This window comes from Arthrobacter sp. HY1533, from assembly GCF_027568515.1.
Classification (GTDB): domain Bacteria; phylum Actinomycetota; class Actinomycetes; order Actinomycetales; family Micrococcaceae; genus Specibacter.
Window position 1 is genome coordinate 52,413 of the sequence record NZ_JANKZF010000029.1, and the last position, 13,973, is coordinate 66,385.

The 13,973-nt window shown below is 66.2% G+C and carries 11 protein-coding genes and 1 tRNA gene; 6 read left to right on the forward strand and 6 right to left on the reverse strand.

Annotated elements, in window-relative coordinates:
* Positions 1-1,305: a M20/M25/M40 family metallo-hydrolase gene (locus PCK14_RS16660; protein ID WP_269939637.1), complete on the reverse strand. Its 1,305-nt coding sequence runs from the start codon at positions 1,303-1,305 to the stop codon at positions 1-3.
* A 191-nt stretch (positions 1,306-1,496) separates the two neighbouring features.
* On the opposite strand from PCK14_RS16660, the gene PCK14_RS16665 reads away from it, so the two are divergent.
* From PCK14_RS16665 to PCK14_RS16675, 3 genes are all read left to right on the forward strand, one after another.
* Positions 1,497-1,579, forward strand: a tRNA-Leu gene (locus PCK14_RS16665).
* A 102-nt stretch (positions 1,580-1,681) separates the two neighbouring features.
* Positions 1,682-2,458: a DUF2786 domain-containing protein gene (locus PCK14_RS16670; protein ID WP_269939638.1), complete on the forward strand. Its 777-nt coding sequence runs from the start codon at positions 1,682-1,684 to the stop codon at positions 2,456-2,458.
* 47 nt (positions 2,459-2,505) lie between these two features.
* The gene (locus PCK14_RS16675) at positions 2,506-4,212 is read left to right on the forward strand and encodes an alpha/beta-hydrolase family protein (RefSeq protein WP_269939639.1); all 1,707 of its coding nucleotides are present in this window, start codon (positions 2,506-2,508) and stop codon (positions 4,210-4,212) included.
* 7 nt (positions 4,213-4,219) lie between these two features.
* On the opposite strand, the gene PCK14_RS16680 is transcribed toward PCK14_RS16675, so the two are convergent.
* From PCK14_RS16680 to PCK14_RS16690, 3 genes are read right to left on the reverse strand one after another with little or no spacing between them, the layout of a single operon-like run.
* Positions 4,220-5,131 carry a MaoC/PaaZ C-terminal domain-containing protein gene (locus PCK14_RS16680; protein ID WP_269939640.1) on the reverse strand — a complete coding sequence of 304 codons (912 nt, stop codon included), beginning with the start codon at positions 5,129-5,131 and terminating at the stop codon, positions 4,220-4,222.
* Positions 5,128-6,495: a 3-oxoacyl-ACP reductase gene (locus tag PCK14_RS16685; RefSeq protein WP_269939641.1), complete on the reverse strand. Its 1,368-nt coding sequence runs from the start codon at positions 6,493-6,495 to the stop codon at positions 5,128-5,130. The genes PCK14_RS16680 and PCK14_RS16685 overlap by 4 nt, the downstream gene beginning before the upstream one ends.
* A 4-nt stretch (positions 6,496-6,499) precedes the next feature.
* On the reverse strand, positions 6,500-7,843 hold the full coding sequence (locus PCK14_RS16690) for an acetyl-CoA C-acetyltransferase (protein WP_269939642.1): 1,344 nt from the start codon (positions 7,841-7,843) through the stop codon (positions 6,500-6,502).
* Positions 7,844-7,908: 65 nt separating this feature from the next.
* Here PCK14_RS16690 and PCK14_RS16695 point away from each other — a divergent pair, with 65 nt between their 5' ends.
* Positions 7,909-8,655 carry a TetR/AcrR family transcriptional regulator gene (locus PCK14_RS16695; RefSeq protein ID WP_269939643.1) on the forward strand — a complete coding sequence of 249 codons (747 nt, stop codon included), beginning with the start codon at positions 7,909-7,911 and terminating at the stop codon, positions 8,653-8,655.
* Complete coding sequence (locus PCK14_RS16700) at positions 8,652-10,727, forward strand: acyl-CoA dehydrogenase family protein (RefSeq protein ID WP_269939644.1); 2,076 nt, start codon at positions 8,652-8,654, stop codon at positions 10,725-10,727. The genes PCK14_RS16695 and PCK14_RS16700 overlap by 4 nt, the downstream gene beginning before the upstream one ends.
* Before the next feature lie 64 nt (positions 10,728-10,791).
* Here the strand turns inward: PCK14_RS16700 and PCK14_RS16705 are convergent, their stop codons facing one another.
* Positions 10,792-11,646: a PKD domain-containing protein gene (locus PCK14_RS16705; protein ID WP_269939645.1), complete on the reverse strand. Its 855-nt coding sequence runs from the start codon at positions 11,644-11,646 to the stop codon at positions 10,792-10,794.
* Positions 11,647-11,705: 59 nt separating this feature from the next.
* Positions 11,706-12,482 carry a DUF6318 family protein gene (locus PCK14_RS16710; RefSeq protein WP_269939646.1) on the reverse strand — a complete coding sequence of 259 codons (777 nt, stop codon included), beginning with the start codon at positions 12,480-12,482 and terminating at the stop codon, positions 11,706-11,708.
* A 276-nt stretch (positions 12,483-12,758) separates the two neighbouring features.
* Between PCK14_RS16710 and PCK14_RS16715 the strand changes: the two genes are divergently transcribed.
* Positions 12,759-13,973: DUF222 domain-containing protein (locus tag PCK14_RS16715; RefSeq protein ID WP_333474365.1), on the forward strand; the 1,215-nt coding region annotated here is incomplete at its 3' end.

Here is a 13,973-nt window from a genome sequence, read left to right on the forward strand (position 1 = left end):
CTAGTAGTTGCTCAGCAGGCGGTCCAGGACGCGGGCTCCGAACTTCAGCGAGTCCACCGGCACGCGCTCGTCCACGCCGTGGAACATGCCGGTGAAGTCAAGCTCCGGGGGCAGCTGCAGCGGGGCAAAGCCGTAGCCGGTGATGCCCAGGCGGCTCAGTGACTTGTTGTCAGTGCCGCCGGACAGCGTGTAGGGCAGCACCGTGGAGCCGGGATCCTCGGAGTGCAGGGAGTCAATCATGGCGTCCACCAGGTTTCCCGCGAAGGGTGTCTCGAGGGAGACGTCGTTGTGGATCGTGGAGATGTCGATGCCCTCGCCGGCCAGTTCACGGACCAGCTCCAGCACTTGTTCGTGCTGTCCGGGCAGTGTGCGGATGTCAATCATGGCCTCGGCAGTGCCGGGAATCACATTTGCCTTGTATCCACTCTTGAGGAACGTGGGGTTGGCCGTGTTCTGCAGCGTGGCACCCACAAAGCGGGACACCGTGCCCAGCTGGCTCAGCAGCGTGTCCGGGTTTCCCTCGTCAAATTCGATGCCGGTCAGTTCGGAGACGCCCTCCAGGAAGGCCCGGGTGGTGTCGGTGTATTCAATGGGCCATTCGTGGTCGCCGATGCGGGTGACGGCCCGGGCCAGGCGGGTCACTGCATTGTCGGTGTTGATGTGCGAGCCGTGGCCGGCACGGCCGTGTGCGGTCAGGCGCAGCCAGGCCAGGCCCTTCTCGGCCGTCTGCAGCAGGTAGGCGCGCTTGCCGTTGATCTCGGTGGAGAAGCCGCCCACCTCGGAGATGGCCTCGGTGGCACCCTCGAAAAGGTCGGGACGGTTGTCCACGGACCAGCGGGCGCCGTACGTGCCGCCCGCTTCCTCGTCGGCGAAGAAGGCAAACACAATGTCCCGCTTGGGCTTGCGCCCCTCACGGCCCATGGAACGCATGACGGAAAGGATCATGGCGTCCATGTCCTTCATGTCCACGGCGCCGCGACCCCAGATCAACCCGTCGCGGATTTCGCCGCCGAAGGGGTTAACGCTCCAGTCGGCGGCCTGGGCGGGCACGACGTCCAGGTGGCCGTGGACCACCAGGGCCGGCAGGGAGGAATCAGACCCCTCTATGCGGGTGACCACGTTGGCGCGCCCCGGGGAGGACTCGTACAGCTCGGGTGAGAGTCCGGCCTCGGAAATCAGGGCGGCCGTGTGCTCGGCAATGGCCCGCTCCCCCGGGCCCTCGTTGTCGGCGAAGTTGCTGGTGTCGAAACGGATGAGGTCGGCGCAGATGCCGGCCACTTCATCTTCGGGCCTGAGGGTGCTCACGAAATAACTCCTTAGTGCTGTGGCGTGGATCCCAGCCTACCTTTTGGCCTGTTTTGGTGCCCGCAGGGGGTCAAAAACGGACCCGGAACCCTCGATTGTTGTTTTGCGCAAAAGTCGTGCTATTGTTTTCATCGCTGCTGCGGCGGACAACGATTCAACCGAAAGGAAGAACCGGTTCGCTGCGATCACCTGCGCGGGTGGCGGAATGGCAGACGCGCTAGCTTGAGGTGCTAGTCCTGGAAACGGGGTGGGGGTTCAAGTCCCCCTCCGCGCACAGAATGACTCCCTGGGAACTCCGGTTCCCAGGGAGTTTTTTGCATCCCTGCACGAATGGTCCACGGGAATGTGAGGCAACTCATAGAGTAAGGAGCCAATCATGGAAACTGAACGGGAAACGCACCAGGATGCGGCCCGGAAGTCCTCAAGGACGCTCAAGCTCATCACCAAGTTGCTGGCCAAGGCCGAGTCAACGCCCTTCCCCGCCGAGGCCCTGGCCTTCCAGGAGCACGCCGAGCGCCTCATGGTCCGCTACGGCATTGAACAGGCTGCCATCGACGCCGAGGCCCGCAGCTCCGGGCGCCCGCAGGAGCGAATGGTGGAGGAACGCGTCGAGTTCACGGGGCAGTACCGCGTGGGCCAGGCCCGCGGATTCACCCACATTGCGCTGGCCTTCAACAACGTTCGGGTCCTGCAGGCCACCACCAGCTCTCGGAAATTGCTGTATCTCATTGGTGCGGAGTCCGATGTGACCCAGGTCCTGCGCCTTTTTGCCTCCCTGCGGCTGCAGCTGGAATCGGCCATGGCCGCGTGGTGGCTGGACTACCCCTACAAGGATTTCCTGTCCACGCATGAGCGGACGCTGGAGCGGCGCCAGTTCCAGTTGGGGTTCCTTTCCACGGTGGCCGGCCGGATCGAGGCCGCCTACAGCAGCGAGGTCGCCGCGGCAGGTCCCGGCAACGAACTGGTCCTGGCCAGCCGCCGCGACCGTGCCGATGCGAAGGTGGCCGAGCTCTACCCCCAATTGCGCACGGCCCGCAGCCAGGCCATGTCCATGGGTTCCCGGGCAGCCCACTCGGCGGGCAGCCTCGCCGGAACCATGGCCACCGTCAACAGCCAGGTGGACACGTCCAGGCGGCGGTCCCTGGGCTCCTGAAGCGGATAGTCTGGGCTTTTCAATCCACCCAGCAAGGGAAACTTTTCATGCCGCACACCCGGGCCTCCACGCTCGCCGCCACCATTGCAGGGTGCGCAGCCGTTGCCCTGGCGCTGACACCGTCCCTGGTGCCGCGCCCGGCCACGTTCCAGGGATTCCTGGCCGGGCTGTCCTTTGGGCTCGCCTGGCTTGGTGCCTCGTGGCTGTGGCGCCTTGCTGCTGCGGGGATGGCACGACGCCGGTCCGCCGGTTCCGCGGCGACCACCCGGTCCGCTCCTGCTCCCCTGCCGCGCTGGGCCTGGCCCGCCGCACTTGCCGCCGTGGCCTTGTACGTACTGCTTCTGGGCAGGCTCGTGATCCGCTGGCAAAACGAGGTCCGCGCCATGGTGGAGATGCCGCCGGTTGACGGGCTCGACGTCGTGGCGTTTATGGCCGTCGCCCTGATTGTTGCGGCCCTGGTTTTTGGCGCCCAAAGGGGCCTGCGGCGCATGGCCGCACTGGGACGCGGCTGGACGCGGCGTGCCCTGCCTGCCTCGGGATCACGGCCCGGGGTGGCCACGGCAGGCGGCCTGCTGGCGGGGACCGCTGCAGCGGTTCTTGTGCTGGCCCTAGTTGTGTCGGCGGCGCTGATCGGCACGGACGCCGTCTACTCGGCGCGCAACGGCACCACGCCTGAGGGCATCTCGGAACCCTCAGGGGAATTCCGTTCCGCCGGCCCAGACTCGGCCGCCAGCTGGGACAGCCTGGGCATGCAGGGCCGCGCGTTTGTGGGCGGCGGACCCACGGCTGCACAAATTGGGCAGGTGACAGGCCATCCGGCCAAGGAGCCTGTGCGTGTCTACGTGGGATCTGCGCAGGAGGACAGCATGGAGGCCCGGGCCAGGGTTGCCGTGGCGGAACTCAAGCGCACCGGCGGATTTGGCCGCGGCACACTCATGGTTGCAACACCCACCGGCTCCGGCTGGCTGGAACGGCAGGCCGTCGATTCCCTGGAGTACCTGCACGGCGGCGACACCGCCATCGTGTCCATGCAGTATTCATACCAGCCAAGCTGGGTGTCGTTCCTGTTCCACCAGGACCTCCCCCGCGACTCCGCCCAGGCGCTGTACAAGGCGGTCAAGGCCGAATGGGACACCCTGCCCGCCGCCACGCGGCCCGCACTGCTTGTCTACGGCCTGAGCCTCGGGGCCTCGGGCATGCAGTCCGCCTTTTCCGGAGTCGGGGAATTGACCCAAAGTGTGAGCGGGGCGGTGTTCTCGGGCGCCCCCAACAACTCCCAGCCGTGGGGGACGCTGCAGGCGCAGCGCGACACGGGCTCACCCGTGTGGCAGCCGCAGTTCGACGGCGGCCGCAATGTGCGCTGGCTGTCCAACAACGGCGACTTCGCCAAGATCCAGGGGGCCTGGGAACCCGGCCGCATCGCGTACCTGCAGCACGGCACCGACGCCGTCACCTGGCTGACGCCGCGGCTCATCTGGGACAGGCCGGACTGGCTGCAGGGCAGCGCGGCAGGCGGAGGACGCGCGCCCGACGTCAGCGACTCAATGCGCTGGATCCCGCTGGTGACCTACCTGCAGGTGGCGTTTGACATGTTCATGGGCGAGGCCGTGCCTGCCTCCCACGGCCACAACTTTGGCGATGTGGCCGTGGGGGCCTGGCACGGCGTCCACCCCTCCAGCCTGGACCGGGCGGCTGTGGACCGCATCCAGGCGGTCATCGCCGCCTACCCCTACGAAGACTCCATGGACAACTGACGGCCGCTCAGGGGCAGCCGGCTGCCACCGAGCCGCTGAAATAGCGCCGGGCGGTGTGCGCATTCCACGCCGTGAACTCCGAACCCAGCCACACGCCGTCGTCCGCCCTGCGGTCCAGCACCTCAAGGGAGACGGTGGCCGGCAGGAAGATGGGCGAGTCAAAGGAGATATCCCAGCTGAACGCGTCCGGCTTGGACGGCGGAACCGTTGCCAGGACGCGGGCGGCCGCATACATGCCGTGGGCAATCGAGCGGCGCAGGCCCAGGGCCTTTGCGCTCAGCACGCTCAGGTGGATGGGGTTGAAGTCCCCCGACACCGCGGCATAGGCGCGCCCGGTGTCCACGCCCAGGCGCCACTGCGCCGTCGGGACGGGCGGCACAAAATCCGTGCGCCCCGCGGTGGCGCCGGGCTTGTCGAGCCCGGGCAGGAACACACCCTTGGCCAGGTAGGTGGAGACGCCCCGCCACAGCAGTTCGGTGCCGTCGGCATTGTGGATCTCGGCCACGAGCTGCACCTGTGTGCCGCTGCGGTGGCCCGTGAGGTCCCTTGCCCAGGCCCGCACCGAGAGTTCGTCGGTGAACAGGACAGGGGCAAAGTGCTCCACCTGGTTGCGCAGGTGGATCATGCCCAGCAGGGGAAGCGGAAAGTCCTCCTGGACCATGACCGACATGGCCACGGGGAACGCAAAGGCATGCAGGTACCCCGAGGGCAGCACGTCGCGGGCCGGCTCCCCCATGAGGTGGGCAAACTCGGTGACCTTTGCCAGGTCGGCGCGCACGCCGCGCACCTCCACGGCCCGTGCGGGCAGGGCCACCACGGGCTCCGAGCGCATGAGCCTGCTGCGGGCGGCCGTGGCCGCGGCGTTGACATACAGCTTCGACAGCGACGGCATTTCGTTCAGCTGGGTGTCCTCGCTCATTGCCCCACCAGGTTCTGCCCGCACACCCGCAGCACGTTGGCCGTGACGCCGGCAGCCGCGGGCTGGGCGAAGAACGCGATGGCCTCGGCCACGTCTCCGGGCCGGCCGCCCTGTTGCAGGCTGTTCAGGCGCCGGGCCACCTCGCGGGTCGCAAAGGGGATCTTGGCTGTCATGTCTGTTTCAATGAAGCCGGGGGCCACGGCGTTGACAGTGCCGCCGCGTGCCTCAAGCAGCGGCGCGGTGGAACGCACCATGCCCATGACGCCGGCCTTGGAGGCCGCGTAGTTGCTCTGGCCGCGGTTGCCGGCGATGCCACTCGTGGAGGCGACGCTGATGATCCTAGCGTTCCCGCCGAAGTCGCCGCTGGCGAGGAACGCCTCGTTCATGCGCAGCTGCGAGGCAATGTTGACGGCAATGACCGAGTCCCACTTGGCCGCATCCATGTTGGCCAGCAGCTTGTCGCGGGTGATGCCGGCGTTGTGCACCACGATGTCGAGCCTGCCGTGGCGGGAGATGGCGTGGTCCAGGATGCGCTCCCCGGCGTCGGGCGCCGTGATGTCCAGCTGCAGCGCCGTGCCGTGGATGTCATTGGCGACGGCGGCCAGGTGGTCGCCCGCGGCCGGCACGTCAACGGCAATGACGGTTGCGCCGTCCCGGGCCAGGGTGCGGGCAATGGCCGCACCGATCCCGCGGGCAGCGCCGGTGACGACGGCGACGCAGCCGTTGAGCGGCTTGTCCCAGTCGCCGGCCACTTCGCCGACGGCGGATGCCGTGAGGAACTGGCCGTCAACAAACGCCGAACGGCCCGAGAGGAAGAAGCGCAGGGACGCCATGGCGCTCGGGGAGTCTGCGGCGATGCCGTTGGCCAGCAGGATGCCGTTGGCCGTGGCGCCCGCCCGCAGCTCCTTGGCCACGGAGCGGACAATGCCGTCCACTCCGTTGCGGGCCGCGGCAATGGCGGGTGCGTCACTTGGGAGGGCTGGCCGGGAGATGGTGACGATCCGCGCGTTCTTGTTGAGGTCACGCAGCGCCGCGCCTACGGCCAGCATGGGTGCCGAGAGCTGTTCGGGGTGGCCCAGTTCGTCCAGGACCACCACAATGGCGCCCAGCTTTTCCTTGGGCGTGGCATGCCGGCGTACGTCTTGGTGCCAGTCGAGCAGCACCTTGGCGACGTCGTCGGACCCGGCGCCCTGGCCCATCACCAGGACGGGGCCCTCGATGAGGGGAGCGCCGGGGTTGTAGCGGCGCAGGATGGCCGGTTGCGGCAGGCCCAGGCGTTTGGCCAGGTCGCGGCCGAAGCCGCGGCTGACGAATTCGGTGTACTTGTCGGCCTTCTCGCGTGCGCCGTTGCTGTGCGTGGTCATCGGGTTACCGTGCTTCCAGGATGGCGACGACGCCCTGGCCGCCGGCGGCGCAGACCGAGATGAGTCCGCGTGCGGGGCGGCCGTCCACCTGGCCGCGTTCGTGCAGCATCTTGGCCAGGGTGGCAACGAGGCGCCCGCCGGTGGCTGCGAAGGGGTGGCCGGCGGCGAGTGAGGAGCCGTTGACGTTGAGCTTGCTTCGGTCCACCGTGCCGAAGGCGCCGTCAAGGCCAAGGCGGGTCTTGCCGAACTCCTCGTCCTCCCAGGCGGCCAGGGTGCTGAGCACTGTGCCGGCGAATGCCTCGTGGATTTCAAAGTAGTCAATGTCAGCCAGCGTCAGGCCGTTGCGGGCCAGCAGGCGCGGCACGGCGAAGGCGGGAGCCATGAGCAGGCCGTCCTTGCCGTGGACAAAGTCAACCGCGGCGGCTTCGCCGTCCACCACATCGGCCAGGATGGGCAGGTCGCGGGCGGCAGCCCATTCCTCGGAGGCCAGCAGCACGGTGGAGGCGCCGTCGGTCAGGGGTGTCGAGTTGCCGGCCGTCATGGTGGCGGCGGCACCCAGCGACTTGCCGAACACGGGCTTGAGCGAGGCCAGCTTTTCCAGCGTGGAGTCGCCGCGCAGGTTGGAGTCCTTGGACAGGCCGCGGAAGGGGGTTACCAGGTCATCGAAGAAATTGCGGCCGTAGGCGGCGGCCAGGTTCTTGTGGCTGGCCAGGGCCAGTTCGTCCTGGGCCTCGCGGCTGATCTTCCACTGGGCGGTGGTGAGTGCCTGGTGTTCGCCCATGGACAGGCCCGTGCGGGGTTCGCCGGTTGACGGCGCGTCCGGGGACAGGTCCTTGGGGCGGATGCGGCTGAGAATCTTCAGCTTCTGGCCAGTGGTCTTGGCGCGGTTGAGGTCCAGCAGGATGGCACGCAGGCCCTCACTGACGGCGATCGGCGCATCGGAGGCGGAGTCCACGCCGCCAGCAATGGCGGAGTCAATCTGCCCCAGCTTGATCTTGTTGGACAGTCCCAGGACAGTTTCCAGTCCCGTGGCGCAGGCCTGCTGGAGGTCGTAGGCGGGGGTGGTGGCGGCAAGCGCCGAGCCGAGGACGGCCTCGCGGGTGAGGTTGAAGTCGCGGGAGTGCTTGAGCACGGCGCCTGCTGCCACCTCACCAATTTCCTCACCGGCCAGGCCGAAGCGGGCCACGAGTCCGTCGAGGGCGGCCGTCAGCATGTCCTGATTGGAGGAATGCGCATAGGCGCCGCCCGTGCGGGCGAACGGGATGCGGTTTCCGCCCACAACCACTGCCTTGCGCAGGGTGGGAAGCTGGGCCGCGCCGGATGATGCGGCGGTTGTGGGGTTTGACATGGAACTCTCTCCTTCGGGAACACCGTCTGTTACTGATACCCAGCGTACCTGATACGCTGGGTATCGTGAACACGTTACAGCGCGGGGCGGTTCAGCCGCCCTCCTCCCCCCAGGCGCCGGCTTCCGGCAGCTTTGCGACAACCCCTGCCGTGCCCGCCCTGGACGGGCGATCGGTGAGGTGGGAGGCGCACCGCGAGGAACGCCGTCGTGAGTTGATCAAGGCCACGCGCCGGGCCATTCACAAGCTCGGCCCGGACGCCTCCATGGAGGACATTGCAGCCACCGCGGGCACGTCAAAGTCGGTGTTCTACCGCTACTTTGGCGACAAGTCGGGACTGCGGCAGGCTGTTGGCACCGTTGTCATCCGCAAAATGCAGGAGCGGATTGCGGCCGCCCGCCAGGGAGCCACGGAACCGCGCGAGGGCGTCACAGCCATGGTCGCGGCGTACCTGCAGATGGCCCAGACTTCGCCGAACGTCTACTTCTTCTCCACGATCCCCACGGACGGGGACACACGGCAGCAGGGCGAGCTGAGCGGCTTCTTCGATTCCGTGACCGGCATGATCACGGAGCCGCTCAAGCACCTGCTCGGCGATTCCGACTCCCCGCTGCTTGGCTACTGGCCGACGGCGGCGATCGGCCTGGTGCGCACGGCCGGTGAGCTGTGGCTCCAGACCCCGGACGGCCCGGGCAAGCCGGGCTCTGAGGCAATGGCCGGACAGATTGCAGCGTGGCTGTTCGACGGCGTGGGGCACCTGGTCTCCCCCGCCGCGCATTCCCTTTCAACATCAGCAGCAGAAGGAAAATCATGACGAATGTAATGACCCCCGTTTCCGCCGCCGCCACCAGCGACAACACAGGCGTTGACGTTGCAGCCCTCGGCGAATTGCTCCTGGGCCGCTGGGCAGATGTCCGGCTCGAGGCCCGGCGCCTGGCCGGCCTGCCCGAGCTTCACAAGATCGAGGGGCTGACCCACACCGAACACCGCAAGCGCGTGTTTGAACAGCTGGGCATCCTGGTTCAGAAGGACGGTGTCCACCGCGCTTTCCCCACGAGGCTTGGGGGCAGCGACGACCACGGCGGCAACGTTGCCGGATTTGAGGAACTGGTCATTGCCGATCCGTCCCTGCAGATCAAGGGCGGCGTGCAGTGGGGCCTGTTCGGCTCGGCCGTGCTGCACCTGGGCAACGAGGAACACCAGGACAAGTGGCTGCCGGGCATCATGAACCTGGACATTCCGGGCGCGTTCGCCATGACGGAGATCGGGCACGGATCCGATGTTGCATCGATCGCCACCACGGCCAGCTACGACGTGGATGCACAGGAATTCGTCATCAACACCCCGTTCGCGGCTGCCTGGAAGGAATTCCTGGGGAACGCCGCGGTGGATGGTGTGGCCGCCGTCGTGTTTGCCCAGCTGGTCACCAAGGGCGTGAACCACGGCGTGCACGCGTTCTACGTGGACATCCGGAACCCCGAGACCAAGGAGTTCCTGCCCGGCATCCAGGGCCGTGACGACAACATCAAGGGCGGCCTGAACGGGATCGACAACGGCCGGCTGGCCTTTGACCACGTGCGGATCCCGCGCACCAACCTGCTGAACCGCTACGGCGACGTGGCTCCGGACGGCACGTACTCCTCGCCCATCTCCAGCCCCGGCCGCCGCTTCTTCACGATGCTCGGAACACTGGTTCAGGGCCGGGTTTCCCTGAACGGCGCGGCAGTGGCGGCGTCCAAAGTGGCCCTGAAGATTGCCATCCAGTACGCCACGGAGCGCCGCCAGTTCAACGCGGCCTCGGATACTGAGGAAGTGGTGCTGCTGGACTACCAGCGCCACCAGCGCCGGCTGCTGCCGCTGCTCGCCTCGACCTACGCGGCAGCGTTTGCACACGAGGAACTGCTGGTGAAGTTCGACGACGTGTTCTCCGGGGCACATGACACGGACGAGGACAGGCAGGACCTTGAGACACTTGCAGCCGCGCTGAAGTCACTCAGCACCTGGCATGCCCTGGACACCCTGCAGGAATGCCGCGAAGCTTGCGGCGGCGCCGGCTTCATGGTGGAGAACCGCTTCACCTCGCTGCGGGCCGACCTCGACGTGTACGCGACCTTTGAAGGCGACAACACCGTGCTGCTGCAGCTCGTTGCCAAGCGCCTGCTGGCCGACTACGGCAAGGAGTTCCGCAACCTGGACTTCGGTGTGCTGGCCCGCTTTGTTGCCGTGCAGGCGGCAGACCTGACCATCAACAAGACTGGCCTGCGCCAGGCCGCCCAGTTCGTGGCCGACACAGGTTCCGCGCAAAAGTCCGCCAAGGCCCTGAAGGATGTGGACACGCAGCGCCAGATGCTGGCCGACCGCGTCCAGACCATGGTTTCCGAGGTTGCCGCCGCACTGAAGGAAGCTGCCAAGCTGCCCAAGGACAAGGGCGCGGAGATCTTCAACGACAACCAGAACAACCTGATTGAGGCCGCCCGGGCGCATGCCGAGCTGCTGCAGTGGGAGGCATTTACCTCGGCGCTGGGGCGCATCGAGGACGAAGGCACACTGCGGGTCATGACGCGCCTTCGGGACCTGTTTGGCCTGACGCTGATTGAAAAGCACCTGGACTGGTACCTCATGAACGGCCGCATCTCCATGCAGCGCGCCCGGACACTGGCGCCCTACATCAACCGGGTGCTGGGAAAGCTGCGCCCGCATGCCCTGGACCTGGTCGATGCATTCGGTTACGGCCCCGAGCACCTGCGCGCCACGATTGCCACGGGCATTGAGCGTGAGCGCCAGGACGAGGCCCGAGACTACTACCGCCGGCTGCGCGCGAGCTCCGAGGCGCCGATTGACGAAAAGATCCTGATCCAGCGGGCCAAGGCTTCGTCCAAGCGATAGCTGGTCTGGGCTGGCGACGGCGGCACCCTGCTTGGGTGCCGCCGTCCTGCGTTTAAGTGGCTCTTCAACAGCCGACGCCGCGGGGATTTTGGAAGCAATTGTCGGCGTAGAGGTGCGTTTCGGCCCGCCAGACGGTCAGCGGCAAGGCAGGCGAGGGAATGTTGCCCTGGCCCGAGATCGGAAGTTCGGGTCCGCCATTGACGGTGTAGGTGCCGTTGAAATGGGTGGTCAGGTTGATGGCCAGCCGGCCGGTTGCCACATACACGTGGCTTGTTTGCGTTTGTTCGCCGATGCGGTCCTCATGCAAGGGCGCGCCGTGTATCGGTGTTGGACCCCAACTTGTGCCGTCCCCGTAGTCCCAGGTGTAGGCGACCGGGGTTGCGGTGATGGTGACTTTTTGGCCAATCATGGTCAGGTTGAACGTCTGGGTGGCTGCGTCGGCCCAGACGTTGGTTTCCTTTCCCCGCAGCGTGTGCGGCCCGGGCTGGCTGCCGATTTTCGCCGCGGCGATTGGTGTCCGCTGGAACTCGTGGGCAATCTGGCCGGCAATCTCGGCCAAGACATCGCGCGGCTTCTCGCCGAAGACACACTCGGGGCCTGAAAGGAATGTCCACACCGGTGGGCTGAATGCGGGGTCGGAGTAGTACCAATAGATTGCCGTGCCTGGCTTGCCGTCCGGGCTGTTGGCACCTGAAGCACAAGCTGGCATCACGTCTCGGCAAGCCTCAAAAATTACAATATCGCCCTGAGTGCAGGCAAGGCGGAATTCATACTTGCGAGGGTCTCCTGGACCAGTCGATGGTGTTTCTGGTGAAAACGTTCCGTCTCCGACGGCTTCTCTTGCATCAACAGTGATCTCGGAATCGTCCCAATTGGGCAGGTCGACTTTCGCCGTAGCGACGGTCAGCGGCTGAAACAAGGCAACTAGGAATACGACCGCGCCACATACTATGAATGAGGGCCCTCTCTCCATGACACTTAGCTCCGCTTCAAGATTTCTGCGGTTCGAGCTGTCCAGGCCCCATTGGTGTAACTGGCTTCGACTAGGTTCGTCTTTGCAATGGTCTGCTGATGCTCCTGCGCGATGCTGCCGTCGGCCGAGTAGTAGGTGACCTTCGCCTGTCTTACGAGCAGCAAGGCTTGGTACGCTCCGCCTGCCGTTTCTACAAATGAGCTCGTTGTCTCAAGTACCGTCATCTGCCCACCCACGATCCAACCACCAGACGTGTACCAACCGCTCACGGGCTCGTTGATAAATGAGCACGTCTTGCAACCGGCGCCTGTCACCGCCATCATGGGGTTCGAATCGCCGGTTTCGTACACGTACCCGAGAGTCTCGTACCAGTACTCTGAAAATGCAATCAGCCCTTCTTTGCTGAACTCCTTGGCCTTTGCTGGCAACACGGGGACGGGGACGTTTTCAGCGGGGCCCCGGTCAGTCGCCGGCTTGTAAATCGGAGCTGCAGTGGTCGGTGGTGGCGAAGTGGTGACTGCCGCCGAGGAGGTCGCTTGAGCGGTGGCTGTGCCGGTTGGGTCGACGGTTCCACCCGGTGAGTTGCAGCCGGTCAGCGTCAAGAGGCCGACCACTACTAGGGCCACGGCCGGCACGAATCCCCTGGATTTTGTGAGGCGCTGTTTGTTTTTCGTGTAGCTGTCCCTCATCGCCTGCCCCCAAGTCCATGAAGTAGCAGCGGCTTCCCCGTTGAATCCGTTGCGGCTGGCTTGGTACCAAAATACAACTGCACTCGAAAACACGCCAGCACGTTATCCACAACCAATCTGACCAAGGGTTCTTCGGCGCTCGCGCCGTGGATGTGTGTTGACCGTCCCAACGACAAAGTCGTTTTGCCTGTTTTGTGGTGTCTGTTCCTCCACAGGGGCTCTGGGGCGGTAGTTGTGCACATCGGGGCTGGTTTGGGCTTGTTTGTCAGTGCCTGGATTTAGAATTAAGGCATGGAAACAGCGGCGGGGAGGCCGGGTGAACCGGCTCCTGGTTCAGGGGTTTTACGGGCTGGTGGGCATGTCCGCCAGTTGTTGAATCTCGCCCACGCCCTGGCTGGACACGGCGCCACCAACTCCGATGCTGGCAGCACGGACGGCAGCGTTGGTGGGGTGTTGCCGGGGTCGGTGGTGATGGATGTGGCGTCGTTGACGGATGCGCAGTGTTTGGGCTGGGCGCAGGATGTGGAGGCGTCGCTGCGCATGGGCCAGGCGCTGGCGGTCCAAGTGGCCGGGGAACTCGGGCGCCGGGTCGCGGCCGGCCGTTTCGCCGAGTCGGGATCGCGCGGGCCGGTGGGGTTGCTGGTGGATGCGCTGCAGCTCAGCGCTTCCGAGGCCAGCCGGCGGTTGAAACTCGCCCAGGTGGTGTTGCCGGTGGTCGATGGGATCAGCGGGGCCGTGGCGCCGGTGGCGCACCCGGTATTGGGAGAAGCCTTCTTTTCCGGGGCGGTGTCCCAGGAACGGGCCAGCATGGTCACCCGCTACCTGGCCGACGCTGACCGCTTGGCGGCCGAGGGGCGCATCAGTGCCGAGACCCTCGAACAGGTGGAAGAGTCCTTGGTGGACACCGCACGGGTGCAGGGCCCGGATTTTGTGCGCACGGTCGGGAACCAGATCCTGGGCCATATTGACCCGGACGGGCACAAGCCCAGCCATGCCGAGCTGCTCGCGAAACAAGGATTGTTCTTCCACCAGCCCCGTAACGGGCTGATCAGCTTCCACGGGGCCGTGACACTTGTGCAGCATGAGGAACTCATGGCCGCCCTGGACGGGTTCACCAACCCCAACAAACACAAAAACATCGACACCATCAACACAGGCCCAACTATCGCGGACGGCGGCGGGGCTGGCAGCGAGGTTGATGGCTGCGCGGGGCAAACCAGCCTCCTGGACGAGCTGGGCGGCCTGGCCGGGTTGTTCCCCTCCACCGCCACGGCGACGGCACAGCCAGGCCCACCACCAGCCCCAGGGGAATCAGCGGACCCGCCAGGGCCACCGGATGATCCAAAACCTCCGGATGCTGCGGACATACCGGATGCACCCATGACGCTGGTGCAGTCGGAGCCGCCGGACGCCCCGGAGCAGCCGGACCCTCCAGGGCCGTCGGTTGCTGCCGGCGAGACTGCTGGCGGGGGTGGTGTTACTGGTGGTGTGGGTTGGTGGGGTCGACGGCTGGAGCCGTGGGAGATCCCTGCCCGGCCCCCGGAGGCACCGGAGTATGCGACGCCACCGGTGTATGAGGGCCAG

Excerpts from the sequence above, each read along its gene's own strand:
- PCK14_RS16680 (WP_269939640.1), bottom strand. The coding sequence starts at position 5,131 with ATGAGCGAGGACACCCAGCTGAACGAAATGCCGTCGCTGTCGAAGCTG.
- PCK14_RS16685 (WP_269939641.1), bottom strand. The coding sequence starts at position 6,495 with ATGACCACGCACAGCAACGGCGCACGCGAGAAGGCCGACAAGTACACC.
- PCK14_RS16700 (WP_269939644.1), top strand. The coding sequence starts at position 8,652 with ATGACGAATGTAATGACCCCCGTTTCCGCCGCCGCCACCAGCGACAAC.
- PCK14_RS16670 (WP_269939638.1), top strand. The coding sequence starts at position 1,682 with ATGGAAACTGAACGGGAAACGCACCAGGATGCGGCCCGGAAGTCCTCA.
- PCK14_RS16675 (WP_269939639.1), top strand. The coding sequence starts at position 2,506 with ATGCCGCACACCCGGGCCTCCACGCTCGCCGCCACCATTGCAGGGTGC.
- PCK14_RS16690 (WP_269939642.1), bottom strand. The coding sequence starts at position 7,843 with ATGTCAAACCCCACAACCGCCGCATCATCCGGCGCGGCCCAGCTTCCC.